Here is a 23,050-nt window from a genome sequence, read left to right as displayed (position 1 = left end):
CGTAATTTTTCTTGTTTCCTGAAAACTCGCAAGTAACATATCTGCCATCCCCTGATGGGGCATTTATAAACATTATTGAATAGAGAGATAATTATGAGCGTAGTGCCTGTAGTGGACGTACTGCAAGGCCGGGTTGCTGTTGACAGTGAAGTCACAGTACGCGGCTGGGTCCGTACCCGTAGAGATTCCAAAGCCGGTCTTTCTTTTATCGCCATTTATGACGGTTCCTGCTTTAATCCTGTTCAGGCAGTTGTGAATAATTCTCTTAATAATTATCAGGATGAAGTATTACACCTGACCACCGGCTGCTCCGTCATTGTCACCGGTAAAGTGGTCGAATCGCCAGGCCAGGGCCAGGCCTATGAGATTGCCGCGACTAAAGTAGAAGTCACTGGCTGGGTGGAAGATCCTGACAGCTATCCAATGGCGGCCAAACGTCACAGCATCGAATATCTGCGTGAAGTGGCTCACCTGCGTCCGAGAACTAACCTGATTGGTGCGGTTGCCCGTGTTCGTCATACTCTTGCTCAGGCGATTCACCGTTTCTTTCATGAAAATGGTTATTTTTGGGTATCTACCCCGTTAATTACTGCCTCTGATACAGAAGGTGCCGGCGAGTTATTCCGCGTATCGACGCTTGATATGGAAAATCTGCCACGTACCGAACAAGGAAAGGTTGATTTCAGTGAGGATTTCTTTGGTCAGGAGTCATTCCTGACCGTTTCCGGGCAGTTGAATGGCGAAACTTATGCCAGTGCCCTGTCTAAAATTTACACATTTGGACCGACTTTCCGTGCGGAAAACTCAAACACCAGTCGCCATCTGGCGGAGTTCTGGATGATTGAGCCGGAAATCGCTTTTGCTGATCTGAACGATGCCGCAGCGTTGGCAGAAGCTATGCTGAAGTATGCATTTAAAGCTGTGTTGGCGGAACGTCCTGATGATATGGCGTTCTTCGCTGAGCGCGTAGATAAGGAAGCCATCACTCGTCTGGAGACCTTTATTGATGCCGATTTTGCCCAGGTCGATTACACCGATGCGATTGAAATCCTGTTAAACAGCGGCCACACCTTCGAAAACCCGGTCTCCTGGGGTATTGATCTCTCCTCTGAACATGAACGTTTCCTGGCGGAAAAACATTTCAAGGCTCCGGTGGTGGTGAAAAATTATCCAAAAGATATTAAAGCCTTCTATATGCGCCTTAATGATGACGGCAAAACCGTGGCCGCCATGGACGTACTGGCACCCGGTATTGGTGAGATCATCGGTGGTTCACAGCGTGAAGAACGCCTGGATGTGTTTGATGCGCGTCTGGCGGATATGGGTCTGAATAAAGAAGATTACTGGTGGTACCGCGACCTGCGTCGTTACGGCACAGTACCTCACTCCGGTTTTGGACTGGGTTTCGAACGTTTAATCGCCTATGTCACTGGCGTACAGAATGTAAGAGACGTTATCCCATTCCCACGCACCCCAAGGAATGCTAATTTCTAATTCGAAATTAAAGCATAACAAATTCATATAGATAATTAAGCCGGCATCGTCCGGCTTTTTTGTTTTCTGAAATATTGATTCATCTCACAAAGTTCCGTAGTATTTACATCTGGTAATACATTTTTGCACAATGAAACTGTAATACTACTTTTGTAGCATATTCGGGCTAGAAATGGCATCGTATGAATGGAAAGATGCCTTTGACACAGAAAGACACGAAACTTCGCAATCGGTTCTCGTAAAGAATTATTGACGGTAGTGGCAGTAGTCTACAATAAACTCCAATGAGGGTAATAAATGATGAAGCGCAACATCCTGGCAGTCGTGATCCCGGCGTTACTCGTCGCTGGCGCAGCAAATGCTGCAGAAATCTATAATAAAGACGGTAACAAGCTGGATCTGTACGGTAAAGTCGACGGCCTGCACTATTTCTCAAAAGATAGCGACAGCGATGGCGACCAGTCTTACATCCGTTTTGGTTTCAAAGGTGAAACCCAGATTAACGACTGGCTGACCGGTTACGGCCAATGGGAATATAACGTTCAGGCGAACAATACCGAAGGTTCTGACGCACAAGACGGTAACAAAACCCGTCTGGGCTTCGCGGGTCTGAAAGCTGGTCAGTACGGTTCAATCGACTACGGTCGTAACTACGGTATCACCTATGACGTTCTGGGCTGGACCGATATGATCCCAGAATTTGGTGATGACTATGCGGTATCCGATACCATGACTGGTCGTACTACCGGTGTGGCAACCTACCGTAACACCAACTTCTTTGGTCTGGTTGATGGATGGAACTTCGCCGTTCAGTACCAGGGCAAAAATGACCGTGATGAGTCTAACTTCCAGAAATCTAACGGCGATGGCTACGGTATTTCTACCAGCTATACCTCACCAATCGGTGTGGGTGTGACCGGTTCATTTGCTTCTCAGGACCGTACCTCAAAACAAAAAGCAGCGACCTATGGTAAAGGTGACCGTGCACAGGTTTGGGCTGCCGGCCTGAAATATGATGCGAACAATGTTTACCTGGCAGCAACCTATGCTGAAGGCCAGAACGCATCCCCAATCTCAGGTACCTACAACGGTGGCGATGTTACTGGTTTTGCTAACAAAACTCAGGACATCGAGCTGGTAGCACAGTACCAGTTCGACTTCGGTCTGCGTCCATCCCTGGGCTACGTACAGACTAAAGCTAAAAATGTTGAAAACGGAGTGGGTGACGTAGATATCGTTAAATATGTTGACGTTGCAGCCACCTACTACTTCAACAAAAACATGTCTACCTATGTTGATTACAAAATCAACCAACTGGATAAAGACAACAAACTGGGTATTGCCAGCGACGATACTGTTGCTGTAGGCCTGGTTTACCAGTTCTAAGTTTCCGTTTCGGAAATTATCTGCGGGGCCGTTTACGGCCCCTTTTTTTTGCCTGTAACTGACCGCTACACTGATATTTGTACACAGAGCAGGACATTTCTGCATTCAGTGTAAACCCCAACACTATTTGCAAAAATAATGATCCCCGGCAGATAAAATTGTCCTGCAGCTGTTGGCAATTGGCTGAGCTCAGGATACCCTTGAACTATTGCTAACCGTTTCTCTACTCATTATCGGGTCTCACTCATGTTTGAATTAATTTCTGCTGCACCTGCTGATCCTATTTTAGGCCTGGCTGATCTGTTTCGTGCCGATGACCGTCCGAATAAAATTAATCTCGGCATTGGCGTTTATAAAGATGAAACAGCAAAAACCGCAGTACTGACCAGTGTGAAAAAAGCTGAACAATATTTGCTTGAAACCGAAACCACCAAAAATTATCTGAGTATTGATGGTTATCCGGTTTTCGCCCGCGTCACACAGGAATTATTGTTAGGTAAAGAAAATCCGCTGCTCGCCTCCGGAAGAGTACGTACAGCTCAGACCCCCGGTGGTACCGGCGCGTTAAGAGTAGCTGCCGACTTTCTGGTGCAGCAGACCGCTGTAAAACGAGTATGGGTCAGTGATCCAAGCTGGCCTAACCATAAAAGTATTTTCACTGCCAGTGGTCTGGAAGTCTGTACCTACCGGTACTACGATGCTGAAAATCATCAGCTGGACTTTCCGGCCATGTTGCAGTCCTTACAGCAGGTAGCTGCTGGTGATGTCGTTCTGTTCCACGGCTGCTGCCATAACCCGACCGGAATCGACCCGACACCAGAGCAGTGGCAACAACTGGCTGAACTTTCTCTGTCGCGTGGATGGTTACCTCTGTTCGATTTCGCCTATCAGGGATTTGGTAACGGGCTTGACGAAGATGCCGCGGGTCTGCGTCTGTTTGCAGAAAAACATAAAGAGATGCTGATCTGTAGTTCTTATTCCAAAAACTTCGGTCTGTACAATGAACGTGTTGGTGCTGTCACACTGATTGCAGAAAATGATACTGCGGCGAACGCTGCTTTCAGCCAGATTAAATTCGCGATCCGCGCAAATTACTCTAATCCACCATCACACGGTGCGGCCATTGTGGCGACCATTCTTAGTGATGATAATTTGCGCTCTGTCTGGGAACAGGAGTTATCAGATATGCGTCAGAGGATTCAGAGAATGCGTCAGTTGTTTGTGAATACGCTGACCGACAAAGGGGCAAAACAGGATTTCACCTTTATCAATAAGCAGAACGGAATGTTTTCTTATAGCGGGCTGACAACTGCTCAGGTACACCGCCTGCGGAGTGAATTTGGCATTTATGCTGTGGATTCAGGCCGAATCAACATTGCCGGAATGACCCCGGATAATATGTCAACGCTGTGCGAGTCGATTATTGCAGTACTGTGATTTTTCTGCACGATTAAAAAAGCCATCCTCCGGGATGGCTTTTTTTTGCACGACTCAGGTGAGAAAAGGATTCGAATTACGCTCCCTTCCGAGGGTAGAAAGCGGCCCGTGACCGGGAATGAAAGTGACATCATCCCCTAAAGGTAGCAGCGTTGTGACAATCGACTCCATCAGTTGCTGATGATCTCCCTGTGGGAAATCTGAACGCCCGACCCCTCCTCTGAAGAGAACATCTCCGGAAATCAGTAGCCTGGCCTGACGGTCAAAAAACACAATATGCCCCGGGGTATGTCCCGGACAATGGAAAACTTCCAATGTATGGTTACCCACGGCAACCGTTTCTCCGGGTGTCAGCCACTGATCGGGTACTAAAGGTTCACAGTAGGGGAAACCGAACATCTGGCTTTGTGCCGGTAATGAATCCAGCAAAAACTTATCGCGAATATGTGGCCCAATCACCGGAATCTGATAATAACCGGCCAGCTCAGCTGCAGCACCGACATGATCAAGATGCCCGTGGGTAAGAAGAATTTTTTCAGGCTTTTGCTGTAAAGTCGTCAGCGCCTGAACAATAACCTCCGCGTTCCCTCCGGGGTCCACCACTGCAGACTTTCCCGTTTCATCACACCAGATAACCGAACAATTCTGGGAAAATGCAGTCACGGTAACAAGCTGATAGTGCAATTGACTCAAAGAATAAACCTCAAATAAAACATAATATTATGACCAGTGGCGTACCGGTCCGGTATCAATATGCACAAAATCACTTTTAGGGTAATAACCCACCCCGCCGGCACGCATTTTCAGGGCTGCAGCCCGGATGTTCGACAGTTGGACACCTTCAATATGGAAATCCATTGCCTGGCCCAGTGTGTGATAGCTGTGTTTAGCAACACCACTGCTATGCGCGCGTAACCGGTTATTCGTCGCCGGTGACCGATAACCCGATATAAGCTGTACGGGTTTTCGGGTGCCCAGCATGACCTGCAGACGGTAGAGCTGATCAAATAACCGCGGATCGATGGAGCGGACCTGATTCGCGCGATAATCACGGAAGAAATGGTTAAGACGGACCAGTTCACTCTTATTGTAACTGGTTCCGTTGAAAAATTCCGTTTTCAGTGACTCTCCCGTATTAAGGTTATTGAGAGTCAGAATGCGCGGACGTGAAGAGGATACGGAAGCTTCTGCCAGTCCCGGTAACAGGACCAGTCCGGCGGAGGCTCCACCTAACAGCAGCAGTTTGCGGCGCTGGGAATCAAATTTATCCATGAAAAGCTATAACCTGAGGCAATGGAACAAAAAACAGACAAACGAACCATAACCAGATGGCTCGTATGCGTCAAGCCACTCACAGGCAATAAATGCGTAATCCCTGAAATAAAAAACTGAAACAGCCACCATCATCACAATTTAGTATGGGGGAAGCTGTTTCAGCTCAGGTTTCAGAGAATAAATTTACCGGCATTACCGACACTGCTCTGCCCGTTACGTGCCAGGTTATCATAGTTATAAATATCGGTCCGGAACTGAGGTTTACCATCATCAGCAACCCAGGCGGTGAGATAGTAGAGATTCACCGGTATCCGGTGGCGGATAGACACAAAACGGGTATCACCCTGCTGCAGGGCCCCGGAAATCCGACTGCCATCCCAGCCGACATTTTGCAGTAGCAGCCCCGCCAGTTCCGAAGCCTTGTTAATTCTGACACAGCCGGAACTCAAGGCCCGAATATCCCGTTGGAATAACATGTGATTTGGGGTGTCATGCAGATAGATAGCATCGGAGCTTGGCATATTGAATTTATACCGTCCTAACGCATTTTGTGGCCCCGGGGACTGGCGGATACGATACGGGAAAGTGGCCGGGTTCACCATTGTCCAGTTAATCGTTTCCGGATTGACCACAACAGAATCTGCACTCCAGCCGGAAAACAGTGTGAAGCCATGCTTTTCCAGATAAGAAGGATCACTTTTTGCTTTAGGGACAATATCTTCCCTCACCAGACTGGTGGGCACATTCCATGGCGGATTGAGCACCACATTATTCAGTGCACTACGCATCAGAGGAGTCTTCCTGTCAGGACGCCCGACAATCACCCGGGAACGTAGAATAGTTTTCCCGTCCTCATAGAAACTCATAGAGAAGTTGGGGATATTGACCATAATGCCATTGTGCATATCGTCAGGTAACAGACGCAGGCGCTGCATATTCAGGGCCAGTAATCCGGCACGCATGCGCGGTGTCACATTTAACCATTCACGGGTACGTGGTCCGATGACACCATCCGGTGCCAGCCCTTGCCACTGCTGAAACCGTTTGACGGCATCAACCAGTTCCGGACTGTAGACCGTTTGTGGATCAACCGGTGTAGCAGACGGTGTTACAGGTACGGTTCCCTGATCTGCCAGAGGCGCAGTCCCACTGGTGCTGTCGGTGACTAAACTGCTCTGCTGAACTGCCGGGGCAGATTGTAAAGATGAAGTACTGGCGGAGGCAGGTGAGATAACCACCGGATGAGTGGCGGGCGCAGGTGTACTCCCGGAGGGTATAGCGTTTTCACTCAGCATACCACTACGGATCAGGATATCGCGCAGGACCGGGATTTCCGGGCTACTGTCGCCGGGCCTGACCGATCCACGACCATTCATATGAGGCCAAACCTCGTGATCAGCCAGTAATTTTTTTAATGCATCCTGCATTGGCAGATATTGTGGGTGTTGTGGAGCTAATCCGTTCACAAACGCCGCATCACGGTGGCTGTTCACTGCACTCTGCCATAACGATATCTGCCCTGATGGCGGCATTGCCAGCGCATAAGGCGTATTGCCATACAACCAGCTTTCCCCTTTTATCGGGGCTTCGGCAACGAACTGCAAATAACCGAGCATTGCATCAGATAAAATCAGGTCTCTTTGCATCCCGGTAATATCACTGCGGGAAAGCCAGCTGATCCATTGCCCGAACTGCGGTTGTACACCAGAAAGTGCAACTTCCGCCAACTGCTGCTGGAATCTTTCAACGGCCTGCTGATCCTGCCACATTGGCTGCAGATGCCGTGCATGATACAGCGCTGCCAGTTGAGATAAGTAGTAAGGATGAATCCCACCAGGCAGAGAACCGGTGATCGCACTAAAGCTTTCTGCCGACGTGTGAAGATTTGCTGGCTGATGATGAGTTTCAGTCCCGGTCATCCCCTCAGCTGCCCAAAGCGAAGCACCTGGCATCAATGTTAATGACAGCCCGCAGAGTAATACTATCGGTCTGAATTTATGACCATTTTTCAACATCCCTGACCCCTTATGTCTCACCGTAAGCAACAACAGTAGTCCAGTCTTAGTATTTTCGCACTATCACATTAAGTTTAAACAATAAAACGGCATCTGCTGAAAAACAAATGCCGTTTATGTTAATTAATTTCCGGATTCACTTAACTGTGAAACTGTCAGTTAACTCTGTGTCATTTCACCGGCCGGAGGCGTAGCAGCGGAGGGTTCCGGACCGAATCCCCTTAAGCCTACCACATGAACATGTTCGGTATTATTGATGACTTTACGCACCAGTTTATACGTGGTGCCTTTTTCCGGGCTAATGTTTTCCGGAGCCGCAATCACCAGTTGCATATCCAGACGTTCGCAAAGCTCAAATAACGTCGCAATAGAACGACCATCCAGCCGAGCGGCTTCATCCAGGAACAGTAACCGGCAGGGAGAAATATCTTTGCCGCGTAAACGACGAGACTCTTCTTCCCAGCTCTGAACAACCATCACCAGAATTGACATCCCGGTACCAATAGCTTCACCGGTGGACAATGCCCCACTCTCTGCCCGTAACCAGCCATCAGAGCCACGGTTAACTTCCACTTCCATTTCCAGATAGTTACGGTAATCCAGCAACTCCTCACCAATCACCTGCGGTGTACGCTGTCCGAGATCTATCTGCGGGTTAAGGCGCTGATAGAGTTTCGCCAGTGCTTCAGAAAAAGTCAGACGCTGGCTGTTAAACAGGTCCTGGTGCTGCTCGTGGTCACTGGCCAGGGTTTCCAGTAAAACAGAATGGGCTTCACGGACATTAACATTCAGTCGAACACTGTTGACCTGTCCAAAACTCACGGCCTGCAACCCCTGGTTTAGCTGGCGAATACGATTCTGTTCACGCTGAATGGTCTTACGGATAATATTTGCAGCACTGCGTGAACTGATTGCCAGATTTTGCTCACGGGCAGTCAGCTCTTCTGTCAGACGATTCAGCTCAATTTCCATCTGTTCGATCGCCTCAACCGGATCATCGGTACGGATGATATCCTGGCGAATACGTTCACGAAGGTGCTGATAGACCGCAATAAAGAAACGAATCTTACGTTCCGGATATTTTGGATCTTCAGATAACCGCAGCACATCGCGCAGATGTTCATTATCTGCAACCGCCAGCCGTAATGCACCAAGTGCTTTATCCGACATGGAGCGCAGCTCATCGCCACTCAGATAGGCCAGTTCACGACGATGCAGACGGCGTTCGATACCGTTGTCTTTAACCAACCGCATAACAGTACACCAGCCAGCCTTGGCCCGGACCACCTGCTCACGGTTTTGCGCATAATCCCGTTCCAGTTTACGCAAGCGTTTCTGCAGGGCATCCATTTCGGCCTCACAGAATGTGATCTGTTTTTCCAGTTGATTACGGCGAGCTCTGTTATGGCTTAACTGGTTGTATAATTCATCGCGACGCAATCTGGAGCGTTCTTCTGCACTGGTATCTGCAGCCACACCGATATCCTGCATCTCCTGATGTAATTCGCGAAGCATATCTTTTTTGGCATCGTACGAGCTTTTGAGCGAAGCCAACACACGGGAATACTGAGTCAGCATCGACTGATGCTCCCGGAGTTTCTCCCTGGCCTGCGCACGCTCTCCTTCTGCCTGTTCCAGCTGCTTGCGTAATTTATTACTGAGATCACTGTTGCCATCCAGCATACTGCCTGAGTCGGCATAGCTGAAATGGGCCCGGCGTTGCAGAACTTCAGTAAGCGCAAACGACTGCTGGCGATACTCACGCTGCTTCTGTTGAGCTGTCTGATAATCAGCCTGTAGCTGTGCATGCTGTTGAGGATCGCTCTGTAGTACCGGTAACAGAGTCTCAAGTTTTGTGATTTTACTTCCATGCTGGTGCAGATAGCGGGAAGCTTCCTGCGCTTCCTCTACCTGTTCACGGATTTCTTCACAACGATCTGCCAGTGTTTCATCCTGTAACAGACTCACCCGTGGCAGTAACCGGTTTAATCGGGAAACCCCTTCTTTTGCCGCTTCATACTGCTGACGCTGCTGAACAGTCTCGTTTTCATGCTGACTCAGAGAACGTTCAATATCAATGCGTTGGCTGTTCAGTTGACGAATTTGTTCCTCGGGGTCCTGCTCAAATGCAATGGCCAGATGGCTGCCGATAAAACGACTGAAAGATTGATGCAATCTCTGAGTTTTCTGAACATCGAACGACAATGTGGCATAAGTTTCGGCCAGTTTTTCACGTTCGTTATGCAGTAATTCCAGCTGATTTTCTCTGGCAGCCCTGCCGAACAGAGGCACTTTAGGGAACCGGGAATAACGCCACTGGCGATCAGCCACCTTAACAATGACCGCGCCTTCCAACTCATCAACACTGAACACACTGTCATCAAATGACTGCGGATCCCCTTCAATCAGGTAGAGATCTTCCGGACAGTCTTCCAGACCGGAAAGTTGTTCCTGAATCAGAGATAAATCAGGGACTACGATGGCATGGCGCGACGGCCCGTATAACGCCGAGAAATACGGAGCATCATCCAGAGTGACATCATCATAGATTTCAGATAATAAGACGCCACCAAACTTTTCAGCCAGCTGGTTGAGGCGGGCATCTTCAGCACCACCCGGCTGACTGAGGCGTTCAATCTGTTGCTCTGCTTCACGTTTCTTCGCGGCAACAGCATCACGTTCCACCGTTGTTTCGCGCTCACGTTCCAGCAGTTGTTGCATGTAACCCGTCACCTGCTGACTATTGGTTAATGCCTGGCCGGTTTGTTCGCTTAACTGAGTCAGTATTTCCTGTGCTGCCAGCCAGTGTGGTGCTTTACTGGTCAGGGAGGTTATTTTATCTCGTATCTGACTCAGCGTCTGGCGCAGAGATAACCGCTGCTCGCCGGCATTAGCCACGGTTTCAGATAGCGCCTCAATCTGAGCTTCCAGTTCACGATGCAAGCCTTCCAGCGCATCTGCATCATACTGCTGCCCCTGGCTTTTACAGAAATCGGCCAGCAAACGATCGGCCTCATTTTGCTCACGTAACCGCTGTTCAAGTTCTGCCAGACGCAGACGCAGTGAAGAGAGCTGATCGGCGTAATGCCGCTGGGTTGCAGCTTCACGGACAATTTCACGTCCGGTCTGCCATGCATCGTGACGGCTTACCGGGCCCGAAATTTGGGTGACCAGTTCAAGTGCCTGTTCAAACTGGCTGTGAGCTGCTTCAGCCACACTCAGCTTTTGTTCAAGCGACAGTAAAAGGCTGGTGGCCTCTTCCTCACGGGCACTGAAGCGTTCCTGCCACTCTTCGGCACTGTCCAGTGTCAGGTCAGGAATCTGACAAAGTTCCCGGGCACGCTGCAATGCCTGAATGGCCTGTTGATATTGAATAGCACGCGTCTGCTGAACATCCAGCGCCTGCTGGAAGTCAGCCAACTGACTCTTCAGCTCATCAACTTCGATCTCCGCGGCTTCCGCTCGTTGCTGGTTATCTTCAAAGATCTCTTCAGCTTCCGCCACAACTTCATTTTGTTCTTCGAGCCGGTAGGTCAGTTCATCAAGTTCACTTTCATAACGCTCAATTTTTTCCTGCTGACGCACGGCAGTCTGCACCAGGTTCAGATGATCACTGGCGGCCTGGTAATCTGATTCCAGAGACCCTTCTGCGGCCGAATGCTCTGACAGTTCCCTTGCCATTTCAACATGCCGGTATTGACCGCTGGCTAACTCTTTACGCCCGGTAAAGAGTTCATTTCTCAGTAACAGTGCACCATCCAGATGAATCCGGCGTTCATTGGCATGACGCATGTAATCGGCGGCGACATAATCAGTCGCCTCAGTGATCAGGTGCTTAAACAGGTTACGGTCTGACTGAGTGACACGAATAGCTTCCAGGGTCATGCGATTCTCACGCAGAGCCGCTTCCATATCCTGGAATGCTTTACGAACTCCACCGTTTTCAGGCAACAGGTAATCACGCAGTGAGCGGGTTATCGCACTGGAAATCCCACCATATAACGAGGCTTCAATTAGACGGTAATATTTGCTGCGATCCCCCTGGGTACGAAGTCGACGGGCAACGATTCCCTGCTCAAACATCATACTGTGGTAGTCAGTAACAGAGTTATACTGACGGAAAGTCACACCTTCTTCGGCATCCAGTCGTTCTTTCACATCATTAAGCGGCAGTACCTTCGCCTGGCGACTGTTAACGATTTCCGTCAGTAATTCTGTCGGGGCAATTGACTCAGGCAAGTCATGAACACTAAACGCTTTAATATCGACTTTCTTATCACGCCCTGAGATTTGCTGTAAACGCACTCCCACCACAGAGCGCTGTCCGCGGGAATTAACCACATCCAGTACCGCGTAACACACTCCGGCACGGAGTTTACCGTGCAGCCCCTTATCACGTGAACCACTGGTGGCTCCCGCTTCGGTGGTATTTCTGAAATGCAGCAATGTCAGATCAGGAATTAAGGCGGTAATAAAGGCGGCCATAGTGGTGGATTTACCGGCGCCATTTCCTCCGGACAGCGTGGTCACCATATCGTCAAGATCAAAGGTCCGGGCAAAAAAACCGTTCCAGTTAATCAATGTCAGCGATCGAAACTTTCCACGTTCAATCATTCCTCGTCATCCTCCCCGCGGTCAGCGGCATCATCACTGATCTCATTTTCTGCTTCTGTCTGGCTGGCTTTATCCTGCGATTCCAGAGAAACACCTTCTCCGTCACGTATTAAACGTAACTGCGCTTCACGTGGTTCGTCACCACTGCGGACTTCAGCACCGAAACGGAACACTGACTCCATAATCCGGAACTTACTGTTGTCATTGCCCATAAACCAGACCATACCCAGCCGGCGCAGGCGGTTGAGTGAGGCACGCACCTTTTCCTGTAATTTTGCACGGTCGAAATCAGAACCGGTAGAACGCTGATTAACAAAGCGCAACAGTTTCGACTCATCAGCCAGAGACAACAGCTCATCGTACAGTTCCTGCTGGGTAAAGATGCCTTCGTTGGCCAGCCGTTCGGGGCTGAGGTAGAGATAACAAAGGATTTTACCGACCATCATATCCAGTTCAGACATCACAGAGCGTGAAATCAACGTGGTAGAACGCGGTCGCAGATAAAAGAATCCTTCCGGAGCACGGATCAATTCCACATGGTAACGGGAATAGAATTCTTCCAGTTCACCCTGAAAATCCATTAAAAAGGCATGATTGTCTAATTCTTCAAAACCAATATGCCGGCCTGCTCTAAGCTGACTGTCCAGCGCCGGAAAAATCGGGTTAGCCAGTGCCTGTGCCAGTTTAACCGGCATCACTTGTTCAATATTTGTCGATGACATGTGCCTGCACCTTGGCTCCGTAATCATTTATAATTTGCCACCCGGCAGGCAGTCCTGCTAAGTCAGCCTCGGAAACGCCTAACCGTACTGCCTGATCGATAACGATGCGCGCTAAATCGAAATGCCGCGCCCGCGGATACTGAGACAGATATTCTTTCATCACATCGGCCAGATTCAGTGGGATGGATTGCTGTTTGTAGACACGCAATGCTTCTTCAATCATTGCTGCCAGTTGTTCTCTGATTTCATTAAATTCTTCAAATTCCAGCTCGGCCGGTAATTCGCCCGTGACCTCTTCATTACGCAAGGTCAGCTCATCTTCACGGGTATCAAACAGGCGGTCAGCATTTGCATAGGTCAAAGCCCATGGAGACTGAAAATAATTCTGAACTGACTGGCGTAAACGCTGGGCGAAAACCCGGTTTTTGTCCATGTCGATAGCGGTACGAATGAACTTATGGACATGTCGGTCATAGCCAATCCACAGGTCTATCGCTTGTTGGCCCCAGCTGGTGATCCTGTCTAATTTACTCTGTAAATCAAACACCAGCTTATCGACAAACCCTAAATCAGGGCTGTTAAGTGTCGCATCCTGAATTCGCATCAGACTGGCCTGCAATTTATCACCGGCCGCTTCGAGGGTATCCTGTAGTTCACGCAGCGTACCGGAGGTCTCGGAGAGTAATAATTCACAGCTGGAAATCGCCGCTCGCCAGTCTTTATTCAGCAACGCTGCGATATCGTCTTTAACCCCCTGTTGCTGTTCATCCATGCTACGCTGTGTCAAATCAATGCTGTCGAAAATTTCTGCTACCGAATATTTAAGGGGCGCGAACACGTTGCGATGCCAGTGAAATTCGTCGCCATTTTCTTCTGCGGCATCGGCCGCTCGTTTCAGCTCATTGGCCACAATTGACAATTGCATAGACAGACGCAGCGTCGAAAACTCACGCTGACGAATATAATAATCAGTAATTCCAATCCCTAACGGGGTCAGACGGTAGATCGCATGACCATCCGCCTGTTCGCTGGTAAAACGATTGAGTAATCGCTGTTTTACCATATCATTAATTGCGTTATTCGCTCTGGCCTGGACGGTTTCACTGGTTTGTTCAAAGGCATTACTGACGTGACGGAAACCATCTATCAGTTCACCTTCACTCAGTTCACCATCCATCCTTTCGCCATTCAGCGTCGCGATCGCCAGCAGGAAAGCCAGACGCTCCGTCGGCAGCGATATAGAAAAATCGCTGGTACGGGCCCAGGAAACCAACTCCGGGATCGTCTGGGAGAAATCACTCATAATTAATCCTTTTGCAGAGGTTTACGCGCGGTGACATGAATATATCGGCCCAGACTGAGAAAAGGTTCCTGACGGCAGAAGCGCCGTTCCATTTCCAGGATCCCATCAAAGCCATTAGCACTTGGGGGCATATCACGAATAAAATCGCTGAACACCCGGATCCCTGCCCGCTGTTCAATAGTAAATCCGCAGTCAGCCAGCCAACGGTAGACTTGCTGTGGATCGCGGGGGTAATCCGGCGACAACGTCTTCTTCTTACGCTTTTTCATATCTGCCCGCAGATAACCAAAATTACCCAGTGTCAGATTCTGCATCGTCAATCCATGAAGATTATAAAACATAAGCGACAATATCCCTCCGGGGGTTAACGCGTCATATAATGCCTTTAGCGTCAGTTCAGGCTCCGCGATCCATTCCAGCACAGCATGGAACAATACCAGATCCGCGGGCTGAACCAAATGGTCAGCGATATCCTGAGCCCGCATTTGTTTAAAAACCATATTTTGGTCGGCACCCAACTGCCTGGCATGGTGTTCGGCACGCCTGAGCATTTCCCCTGAAACATCACCTAACAGGACATTATGTCCCTGTAATGCCAGCTTGCTGGAAATTTGCCCAATACCACCGCCGGCATCTACCACCGATAAAGCTCGCTGCGGAAGATTCGCTAATATAGCATCCAGTTCATCCCAGAGAATTGCCTGACGGATTTGACCTTTTGCGGTACCGTAAATATTTTGAGTAAATTTCTCCGCAAGATCATCAAAATTACGATCCTTCATGCTAAAGCTCCGGACGGGTGATGAACGAAATATGCTATTTTGTCACAGCTCTTGCAAGAATGTAGCTTTCATCCCTGAGATTGCGACCGGCTGCTGTTTTTTCAGACAAAACTGGTGATATTTATGCTGTTTATGGTTAAAAAATTGATTGGCTCACTACTCTCTCCTCTGCCGGTCATCATCCTGTTAATGGCCTGTGGGCTGTTATTACTCTGGTTCACCCAGCGGCAAAAAACCGCCAAAATAATGATTTCGGTCAGTTGGCTGATTTTATTGTTATTAAGCCTGCAGCCTGTTGCTGATCGATTACTTGCCCCACTGGAAAATCACTACCCTACCTGGCAGGGAAAGCAGCCGGTTGATTATATCGTGGTTTTGGGGGGAGGCTATACCTTCAATCCTGAATGGGCGCCCGGATCGAACCTGATTGGTAACAGCCTGCCCCGGGTAGCAGAAGGTGTCCGCCAATGGCGCCTAAGCCCGGGAGCAAAATTAATTTTTACCGGCGCCAGAGCCGGAGGGAATCCTCGCAGCAATGCCAGTGTTGCCGCAGAAGTTGCCATCTCTCTGGGAGTACCAGCCACAGATATTATCGAGCTTGATCAGCCTAAAGATACCGCTGAGGAAGCTATGGCAGTAAAAAATGTGGTGGGTAGCCACTCTTTATTGCTGGTGACCTCTGCAAATCATCTGCCGAGAGCCATGGTATTTTTCCAGCGACAGGGATTACACCCTTACCCTGCACCTGCAAACCAACTGGCTATCAGCAGCCCGTTAAATTGGTGGGAGAGAATAACGCCTTCTGCACTATGGCTATCTCACAGCGAGCGAGCCTGGTACGAAACACTGGGCAGGTTATGGCAGAAGCTAACTGGTTAAGTGATCAGCCAAGCCAGGGCAAAAGGTCTGTTTTGGCTTGAGCAAATAACCGGGCAGAAAATGGACGGTTATACACCACCTGCTCTACTTCATACCATAACCGGTATAAAGCACAGCGCCAGATAAAGCCTTCATCCAGCGGATACCGTTGACGGTAAGCAAGGACCAAACTCTGCCCCGCAGCCTCCGTCCACAGCCGAAACAGTTCATACTCTGCCGGGGCCCAGAGCATCCTGCCTGGCTGAACCATAGCCAACAGCCGGTCAGTATGGGAATCTTTGATGATATTTTTTAATTCGAGATTGCCGTGGATCATCACGTTCGGCTGGCTGAGATCGGCAAACAATTCATCATGACGGACCTGAGTCCGGTGTAAAATTTGCTGATCGTCCGCAGAAATCACCGAGGGTCGTTTTTGTTGTAGCAGCGAAAAAAGCACTGAAGTGTACTGAAAATACCAGTCAGGCCAGCTCAGATTCTGGCTACTGTCAATATAGCCACTCATCCCGTCGGCTGACTGACTATGCCAGGCTGACAAACCATCAATGATTTGCTGTTCGAGCGACCCCCATTGCTGTGCCGAATGTGCCGGGACTTCAGCAGATATCCCGCCTAAACGTTCAACCAGTAATAATTCGTGAAAAGGTGGCCTTTCGCTGAGAACTACCCCATAAACAGTAGGCACATGCACTGTCCCCTTCTGTCTTAACAACATCAGTTTTCTGGCTTCCTGCTCTGCCAGACCTGGCTGTGAGAAATAGCGGACAGCCATAGGCATAGCCTGTCCGGATTGATCATAGAGGGCATACAGACAGGACTGAGGCTGACAGTTCAGGGTCTCGACTCTGCTAACCGATTCACCGAGGATAAGACTAAGCTCTGATTTTAACAGTTCCATGTTTCCTCCTGAAAACTGCCTGTCAGCGGAAACTGTTCCGGTCTCCGCTGACACCACAGATTACTTACTGGCCAAAATTTCGCGAACACGTTGCAGGTCGTGCGGCGTATCGACGCCCACCTGAGGTGTTTCAATAGCGACATCGACATGAATCTTTTCGCCATACCAAAGGACACGCAGTTGTTCCAGCAACTCAATTTGCTCCAGTGCACAAGGTTGCCAGCTGATATAACGCCGGATAAACCCTGCGCGGTAAGCATAAATACCAATATGTCGGAGCAGAGTATCTCCTGCCTGTTCACGCGAATGCTCATAGCGCTGACGATCCCATGGGATCGTCGCACGTGAAAAATAGAGAGCATAACCCTGATGATCGGTAACAACTTTTACCGCATTTGGATTAAATGCCTCTTGTGCATCTGCAATCGGAACAGCCAGCGTTGCCATACCTGAGGTCGCTTTTGCCAGATTATCCGCGACCTGGCGAATAATCACCGGCGGAACCAGTGGTTCATCACCCTGGACATTAACGATGATCGTATCATCAGGAAACTCATACTTAGCGATGACTTCTGCCAGTCGCTCAGTGCCTGAATGATGATCTTCACGCGTCATACAGACTTCCCCGCCAGCCATCCTAACCGCAGCGGCAACGTCAGGATGGTCAGTCGCGACAATGACCCGTGATGCTCCGGATGCCAGAGCTTTGTGCAGTACATGAACCACCATCGGCTGACCATTAATATCCACCAGCGGTTTGCCGGGCAACCGTGTTGAAGCATAACGTGCCGGAATGATGACCACAAAACTCATGGCAGGCTCTCTTCCGCGGTCAGGGGCCGGGCTTCATTTTCCAGCAAGACCGGAATTCCGTCACGTACCGGGTAGGCTAAGCCGTCGGCTTTACAGGTCAGTTCCTGTAGTTGTTGGTTATATTGCAACTTACCATTGCAGACAGGGCATGCCACTATTTCAAGTAAACGGTGATCCATATTTCCTCCATCACGGACCGCAGGGTGCAGTTGATTAGCATATCACAGCCACCGGCACAGGAGACATTGTTTGTCGTATGGAGGATTTCTCAGAGGGGAGCCCCCCCCTAACTTCAGGCGCGTACGTCTTGATTAGTCTGCGAATCAGGGAGTTTACGACTGGCAGAGGCCGGTGATTTTTTCAAGCAATGGTTCGACAGAATCACCGTGAAGCTGTGCGGTAACCGGCAAATACCACCAGTTAGCCCGGGCAAAACTACGGCATTTAACGGCATCTTTTTCGGTCATCAGTAATGGCTGGTCTGCTGTAGCGAGCTGTTCCAGTTCCTGAACGCTGTAAGCATGGTGGTCAGCAAAAGCAATTTCGGCCAGAGGTGTAAGGCCCATCGACCTGAGCGTTGCGAAAAAACGGGGTGGGTGTCCAATTCCTGCCATCGCTACTACACGGGAAAAGTCGGACAGGTTTCGCCTCTCACCACTCAGCAAATTAACTGCGTCGCCTGCCACAAGCTGCATACCGATTTCTCTTTGTCCGGTCTCACCGCCGTTAACCACCACGGCATCGACTTCGCGTAATCTTGATTCCCGCTCTCTCATTGGTCCGGCAGGTAACCACCAGCCATTACCAAAACGCCTGACCCCATCAACGACGACTATCTCAATATCCCGCTGCAGAGCGTAGTGTTGCAGACCATCGTCGGTAACAATGACATCAGGCTTCTCCGCGCCCAGTAAAGCGGTAACCGCATCTGCCCGCCTTGGAGCTACTGCCACCGGAGCTCCTGTTCGCTGATAGATTAACACCGGTTCATCCCCGGCTTCAGCCGTAGTGGTACTCTCATTAAGTACCAGAGGATAATGGTCAGCCTTGCCGCCGTAACCACGTGACACGACTCCGGCTTTGAGCCCACGGGCCTGCAACTGTTCTACCAGCCAGACAACGACCGGAGTCTTGCCATTTCCTCCGGCCGTCAGATTGCCGACAACCACTACCGGGACCGGTGCGCGCCAACTTTTTCGCCAGCCTTTAACGTAACTCAGCCGAATCAATCCGCTGACCGCACCATACAAAAATGAAAAGGGTAGCAGCAAGCGCCACCACCCTGATTTACCGCTCCATAACTTATCAATCATTGACCAAACTGCATTTTATGGAGCTGAGCATAAGTCCCACTTTTTTCCAGCAAGGCCGCATGAGTACCGCGTTCAATGATTCTGCCATCTTCAACCACCACAATTTCATCAGCCTTCTCGATGGTTGATAACCGGTGGGCAATAACCAGCGAGGTACGATTCTTTTGCAGTTCATCCAGTGCTGCCTGAATCGCTCTCTCAGATTCAGTATCCAACGCTGACGTTGCTTCATCCAGAATCAGGATCGGACAGTCACGTAACAAAGCACGTGCGATAGCAATACGCTGACGTTGCCCCCCTGAGAGTAGCACCCCGTTTTCACCAATGACCGTATCCAGGCCGTGTTCCATTTTGCCAATAAAGTCCATTGCGTGAGCCATTTCAGCGACCTTTTCTATTTCCTCACGGCTGTACTTAGATTCACGCGCATAAGCGATATTATTCGCAATGGTGTCATTGAATAAATGAACATTCTGCGAAACTAAAGCGACCTGGTCACGTAATGAATGCAATGTATATTCCCGCAGGTCATGACCATCCAGTGTAATTTCCCCGGACTGGATATCATAAAAACGAGTCAACAGGCTGGCGATAGTGGATTTACCCGACCCTGAACGCCCCACCAGAGCTACCGTCTTACCTGCGGGTAACTTCATGGAGATGTCATGCAATGCCGGTATTTCGCGGCCAGGATAGCTGAATGTCACGTGACGGAACTCAATATCACCTTCTGCACGCTCTACCACACGGGTACCGGTATCCACTTCCTGTTCAGAATCGAGGATTGTGAATAGTGTCTGGCAGGCCGCCATCCCGCGCTGGAACTGAGCATTAACGTTGGTCAACGATTTTAACGGACGCATTAAGGCAATCATGGAAGAGAATACGACCGTAATTGTACCTGCAGTCAGTGTTTCCATCACTCCGGGGTAGCTGGCGGCATACAGAACAAATGCCAGTGCCAGCGAAGCGATGAGCTGAATAATAGGATCAGAGATTGAGGAGGCTGATACCAGTTTCATCCCCTGCTGTCTCATGCGGTTACTGACCACATCAAAGCGCTTGGTTTCCACTTCCTGGCCGCCAAAAATCAACACTTCTTTGTGCCCTTTCAGCATCTGTTCCGCACTGGTTGTCACCTGACCCATGGTATTTTGCATTGTCTTACTGATACCACGGAAACGTTTAGAGACCATGCGGATAGCGATTGAGACTATCGGAGCCAGCACAATAAGAATCAACGATAACTGCCAGCTGTAGTAAAACATCATGATAAACAGGCCGATAATAGAAGCACCTTCTCTGACCACCGTCACCAACGCGCTGGATGAGGATGAAGCAACCTGTTCAGAATCATAAGTAATACGTGATAATAATGTTCCGGTCGATTGCTGGTCAAAAAAGGCAACCGGCATTCCCATCATATGGGAGAATAAGCGACGGCGCATTGCCATCACCACATTTCCGGAGACCCAGGAAATGCAGTAACTTGAAACATAGCTGGTAACACCACGGACCAGCATCAGACCAATAACGGCTAATGGCATCCATATCAGCACTGATTTATCAGCTTTGCCAAAACCATCATCAAGTAAGGGTTTGAGTAACGATAACATCAGGGTGTCGCCTGCAGCATTCAGTATCAGAGCGACAGCCGACACAAAGAGTCCTGCTTTGTGTGGGGCGATGAGAGGCCAGAGCCTGCGAAATGTTTGCCACGTTGAGAGATCTTTATCTGGATGCATTATTTCTTCACGTTGTTAGAGATTGCGGCTTATTCTACCTGGATTCGGCTTTCACGCCAAACCACTGATGATACCAGCGCGGGAAAATTTGTTCGCGCATTTCTAAAACCTGATAGCTATCCTTATAAATTCTCAGAGATATCTGCCCGGAAACCGCAGTATCGAGCCAGCGATAACCGGCATCGTGATAGCGTCCGACCACTGCGGAAGATGGCATTTTCCAGCTGTTATAGCGAGCCAGGGAAGCCAACGCCAGTTGGCCGTTTACTCTTCTCAGTAACACAGGTACCGATGATGTATTACTGCCATGATGGGGTACCTGAATAAATGTTGCTCGTAGCTGTTCTTTTTCCAGTCTGACCAGTTCTTTTTCCGAACGACTTTCAATATCACCGGTAAGAAGCAGACTGAAGCGCCCGTCACTCACTTTTACAATACAGGAATCATCATTCTGCCCTCTGCTTTGCCCGACGGGTGGCCATAACACGTTAAATTTCAGGTTCTTCCACTGCCAGGTCTCCCCTCTGAAGCACGGCAGATGTTGGGGTCTGTTCAGGGCTGTCCTCAAAAGAACGTTGGGCCAGCGCTGTTTTATACTGCTAAGTCCGCCATAATGGTCAAGGTGCCGATGACTGATAATCACCTCTTTCGGCATCAGTTGCCGCTGTAATAACCAGGGGATAATCAAACGCTGCCCTGCATCTGTGTATTGCCAGCGATTACCCGTATCGTAAATTACCGCCTCATTTTGCTGGCTAATCACTACTGCCAGTCCATGCCCTACATCCAGCATATCCACCCGCCAGATTTCTGAGCTACTTTGGAAACGCCACAATAAACAACTCAGTAACAGCGCCATACCCGACATTTTGAAGCCGACGTACACACCGGCACGGACAAAGAACAGACTTCCCCAGGTCAGTCCCCCCCATAACCAGACGTCATTAATCACCAACCAACCTGCAGGTAAGGCTTCAAGCGCAGTACACAGCAGTATCACACTCTGGTCGGCCAGTTGCCACAGTGGCGCCGAATATCCTGTCGGAGTCAGCAGTAATGCTGTGCCGGCCAGAGGCAATGTCAGCAGAGAGACAACCGGTATTGCCAGTAAATTTGCCGGTAATGCGAACAAACTGGTGCCACTGAACAACAACGCCTGCAGAGGCAGCATCAACACCATCATTCCCAGTTGCAGATGTAGTAACCGGAGAATAAACCAGCGCCTTAGTAACCTGAATCTTCGGGGCAGGTTAAACCATCGATACCATACCAGTAGCATCAGTACTGCCAGCATTGACAGCCAAAAGCTGTCGGACAAGATCAGCATAGGATCGGCTAACACCAACAAAGCGGCACAGCAAATCCATACCTGCCAGCTATTCATATTTAATCGCTGGTGGCTAAAAACCATCCATAGTGTGACGGCCAGCATTGCACGCAATGCCGGGGGCTGCATGCCAGACACCCAGGTATACATCGCTGCTATCAGCCAACTGACTATCTGAGGTCCCTCCCGTCTGATATAGCGCGCGGGTAGGCAGTACTGTATCCTGACGGCTAACCACCACCCAACACCACCTGCAAGGCCGATATGCATACCTGAAATTGCCATCAAGTGAGCAACCCCGGTGTCGCGAAATAACTGGCTTACCCACGGAGAAACCCCATCCCTCAGACCAAAGAGTAGTGCCTGCAGTATGCCGCGGCTTTCCATCAACCCGATTTCGCTTTGCACCCGCTGAATTATCTGCTGTCTCAGATTACATTCAGTAGTCAGTGGTACTTTCCAGAGAATTTTTCCTTGCAGCGGCGTATAGGTTGCCAGTGCCTGGCGTTGCTGATCATAACCCCCTTCGTTCAGTTGACTATGAACAGCCCGTAATCTGAGACGCATTTCCCAGCGTTGCCCCACACAAAAGTTGGCGACTGAATCCCCTGCGTGTATCCAGGCAGATAACACAGGAAACCTAATCTGATGCCCCGTTCTGACAATACTCACCCGAATCCTCTGTCTGCTATTTTCTGTGGCAGTGACTCTCACCAGGGCATTGACAGGGCGAATCGTCAGCTCTTCAATTTGTTGTAATTGTTGCCGGGCAACCGTGACTCCCCAGCAAAAAATCAGTCCGGACCATGCCATTATCCAAAACAGCCGATAAGATGATTGCAGTAATACGACTGCCATCAACGCGATAAATAGCAGAAACAGCGGGCCTGGCAACGAAGGTAAAAACAGTAATGGCATCAGACTTGCTGGCGTAATCCAGGCAATTGAAATAGCGTTCACATACTCTCCTGTTAGTCAGGAGAATATTGTGCCGTAACAATGGATGATGACTCAGCCACAGATACTCAGTTTGCGGGATATTACTCA

General features: G+C 49.6%; 17 protein-coding genes. 4 read left to right on the top strand and 13 right to left on the bottom strand.

The annotated features are described in order from the left end of the window. Positions 1–93: 93 nt before the first annotated feature. The 3 genes from asnS (at position 94) to HA49_RS01720 (ending at position 4,317) form a co-directional block, all read left to right on the top strand. Positions 94–1,494: an asparagine--tRNA ligase gene (gene asnS / locus HA49_RS01730; RefSeq protein ID WP_038019856.1), complete on the top strand. Its 1,401-nt coding sequence runs from the start codon at positions 94–96 to the stop codon at positions 1,492–1,494. Between the two features lie 297 nt (positions 1,495–1,791). Next, positions 1,792–2,880, top strand: coding sequence for a porin OmpF (ompF, locus tag HA49_RS01725; protein ID WP_038019854.1), 1,089 nt, complete (start codon positions 1,792–1,794; stop codon positions 2,878–2,880). A 246-nt stretch (positions 2,881–3,126) separates the two neighbouring features. Next, positions 3,127–4,317, top strand: coding sequence for an amino acid aminotransferase (locus tag HA49_RS01720; protein ID WP_038019852.1), 1,191 nt, complete (start codon positions 3,127–3,129; stop codon positions 4,315–4,317). Positions 4,318–4,371: 54 nt separating this feature from the next. Here HA49_RS01720 and HA49_RS01715 read toward each other — a convergent pair whose 3' ends face one another. The 7 genes from HA49_RS01715 to cmoM all read right to left on the bottom strand — a co-directional run bounded on the left by HA49_RS01715 (position 4,372) and on the right by cmoM (position 15,028). Beyond that, the gene (locus tag HA49_RS01715; RefSeq protein WP_038020375.1) at positions 4,372–5,001 is read right to left on the bottom strand and encodes an MBL fold metallo-hydrolase; all 630 of its coding nucleotides are present in this window, start codon (positions 4,999–5,001) and stop codon (positions 4,372–4,374) included. A 36-nt stretch (positions 5,002–5,037) separates the two neighbouring features. Next, complete coding sequence (gene mepK / locus HA49_RS01710) at positions 5,038–5,589, bottom strand: peptidoglycan L,D-endopeptidase MepK (protein WP_038019849.1); 552 nt, start codon at positions 5,587–5,589, stop codon at positions 5,038–5,040. Between the two features lie 173 nt (positions 5,590–5,762). Continuing rightward, positions 5,763–7,607, bottom strand: coding sequence for a L,D-transpeptidase (gene ldtD / locus HA49_RS01705; RefSeq protein ID WP_046791633.1), 1,845 nt, complete (start codon positions 7,605–7,607; stop codon positions 5,763–5,765). A 159-nt stretch (positions 7,608–7,766) separates the two neighbouring features. Further along, the gene (gene mukB, locus HA49_RS01700; RefSeq protein ID WP_038019843.1) at positions 7,767–12,221 is read right to left on the bottom strand and encodes a chromosome partition protein MukB; all 4,455 of its coding nucleotides are present in this window, start codon (positions 12,219–12,221) and stop codon (positions 7,767–7,769) included. Next, on the bottom strand, positions 12,218–12,943 hold the full coding sequence (gene mukE / locus HA49_RS01695; RefSeq protein WP_038019840.1) for a chromosome partition protein MukE: 726 nt from the start codon (positions 12,941–12,943) through the stop codon (positions 12,218–12,220). Before mukE ends, mukB begins: the two co-directional genes overlap by 4 nt. Then, positions 12,924–14,246: a chromosome partition protein MukF gene (mukF, locus tag HA49_RS01690; RefSeq protein ID WP_038019837.1), complete on the bottom strand. Its 1,323-nt coding sequence runs from the start codon at positions 14,244–14,246 to the stop codon at positions 12,924–12,926. The genes mukE and mukF overlap by 20 nt, the downstream gene beginning before the upstream one ends. Positions 14,247–14,248: 2 nt before the next feature. Next, positions 14,249–15,028, bottom strand: coding sequence for a tRNA uridine 5-oxyacetic acid(34) methyltransferase CmoM (cmoM, locus tag HA49_RS01685; protein WP_038019834.1), 780 nt, complete (start codon positions 15,026–15,028; stop codon positions 14,249–14,251). Between the two features lie 123 nt (positions 15,029–15,151). On the opposite strand from cmoM, the gene elyC reads away from it, so the two are divergent. After that, positions 15,152–15,907 (top strand): envelope biogenesis factor ElyC, encoded by a 756-nt coding sequence (gene elyC / locus HA49_RS01680; protein ID WP_038019831.1) that lies wholly within the window; start codon positions 15,152–15,154, stop codon positions 15,905–15,907. Positions 15,908–15,911: 4 nt separating this feature from the next. On the opposite strand, the gene HA49_RS01675 is transcribed toward elyC, so the two are convergent. The 6 genes from HA49_RS01675 to HA49_RS01650 all read right to left on the bottom strand — a co-directional run bounded on the left by HA49_RS01675 (position 15,912) and on the right by HA49_RS01650 (position 22,963). Further along, positions 15,912–16,805, bottom strand: coding sequence for a phosphotransferase (locus HA49_RS01675; RefSeq protein WP_038019828.1), 894 nt, complete (start codon positions 16,803–16,805; stop codon positions 15,912–15,914). Between the two features lie 60 nt (positions 16,806–16,865). Beyond that, on the bottom strand, positions 16,866–17,618 hold the full coding sequence (gene kdsB / locus HA49_RS01670) for a 3-deoxy-manno-octulosonate cytidylyltransferase (RefSeq protein ID WP_038019826.1): 753 nt from the start codon (positions 17,616–17,618) through the stop codon (positions 16,866–16,868). Next, positions 17,615–17,797, bottom strand: a complete 183-nt coding sequence (locus HA49_RS01665; RefSeq protein ID WP_038019824.1) for a Trm112 family protein — start codon at positions 17,795–17,797, stop codon at positions 17,615–17,617. The genes kdsB and HA49_RS01665 overlap by 4 nt, the downstream gene beginning before the upstream one ends. A 153-nt stretch (positions 17,798–17,950) precedes the next feature. Beyond that, a complete protein-coding gene (gene lpxK / locus HA49_RS01660) occupies positions 17,951–18,931 on the bottom strand; it encodes a tetraacyldisaccharide 4'-kinase (RefSeq protein ID WP_038019821.1) in 981 nt (326 codons plus the stop codon). Continuing rightward, positions 18,928–20,676, bottom strand: a complete 1,749-nt coding sequence (msbA, locus tag HA49_RS01655) for a lipid A ABC transporter ATP-binding protein/permease MsbA (protein WP_038019818.1) — start codon at positions 20,674–20,676, stop codon at positions 18,928–18,930. The genes lpxK and msbA overlap by 4 nt, the downstream gene beginning before the upstream one ends. Before the next feature lie 34 nt (positions 20,677–20,710). Next, a complete protein-coding gene (locus tag HA49_RS01650; RefSeq protein ID WP_245610136.1) occupies positions 20,711–22,963 on the bottom strand; it encodes a DNA internalization-related competence protein ComEC/Rec2 in 2,253 nt (750 codons plus the stop codon). Positions 22,964–23,050 lie beyond the last annotated feature (87 nt).

It is taken from the genome of Tatumella morbirosei, from assembly GCF_000757425.2.
GTDB lineage: Bacteria > Pseudomonadota > Gammaproteobacteria > Enterobacterales > Enterobacteriaceae > Tatumella > Tatumella morbirosei.
This window is presented reverse-complemented; position numbering and strand designations above follow the sequence as displayed.

Coding starts and splice junctions, on each gene's coding strand:
- asnS (WP_038019856.1), top strand. CDS start 94: ATGAGCGTAGTGCCTGTAGTGGACGTACTGCAAGGCCGGGTTGCTGTT.
- ompF (WP_038019854.1), top strand. CDS start 1,792: ATGATGAAGCGCAACATCCTGGCAGTCGTGATCCCGGCGTTACTCGTC.
- HA49_RS01720 (WP_038019852.1), top strand. CDS start 3,127: ATGTTTGAATTAATTTCTGCTGCACCTGCTGATCCTATTTTAGGCCTG.
- mepK (WP_038019849.1), bottom strand. CDS start 5,589: ATGGATAAATTTGATTCCCAGCGCCGCAAACTGCTGCTGTTAGGTGGA.
- ldtD (WP_046791633.1), bottom strand. CDS start 7,607: ATGTTGAAAAATGGTCATAAATTCAGACCGATAGTATTACTCTGCGGG.
- mukB (WP_038019843.1), bottom strand. CDS start 12,221: ATGATTGAACGTGGAAAGTTTCGATCGCTGACATTGATTAACTGGAAC.
- mukE (WP_038019840.1), bottom strand. CDS start 12,943: ATGTCATCGACAAATATTGAACAAGTGATGCCGGTTAAACTGGCACAG.
- mukF (WP_038019837.1), bottom strand. CDS start 14,246: ATGAGTGATTTCTCCCAGACGATCCCGGAGTTGGTTTCCTGGGCCCGT.
- cmoM (WP_038019834.1), bottom strand. CDS start 15,028: ATGAAGGATCGTAATTTTGATGATCTTGCGGAGAAATTTACTCAAAAT.
- elyC (WP_038019831.1), top strand. CDS start 15,152: ATGCTGTTTATGGTTAAAAAATTGATTGGCTCACTACTCTCTCCTCTG.
- HA49_RS01675 (WP_038019828.1), bottom strand. CDS start 16,805: ATGGAACTGTTAAAATCAGAGCTTAGTCTTATCCTCGGTGAATCGGTT.
- kdsB (WP_038019826.1), bottom strand. CDS start 17,618: ATGAGTTTTGTGGTCATCATTCCGGCACGTTATGCTTCAACACGGTTG.
- HA49_RS01665 (WP_038019824.1), bottom strand. CDS start 17,797: ATGGATCACCGTTTACTTGAAATAGTGGCATGCCCTGTCTGCAATGGT.
- lpxK (WP_038019821.1), bottom strand. CDS start 18,931: ATGATTGATAAGTTATGGAGCGGTAAATCAGGGTGGTGGCGCTTGCTG.
- msbA (WP_038019818.1), bottom strand. CDS start 20,676: ATGCATCCAGATAAAGATCTCTCAACGTGGCAAACATTTCGCAGGCTC.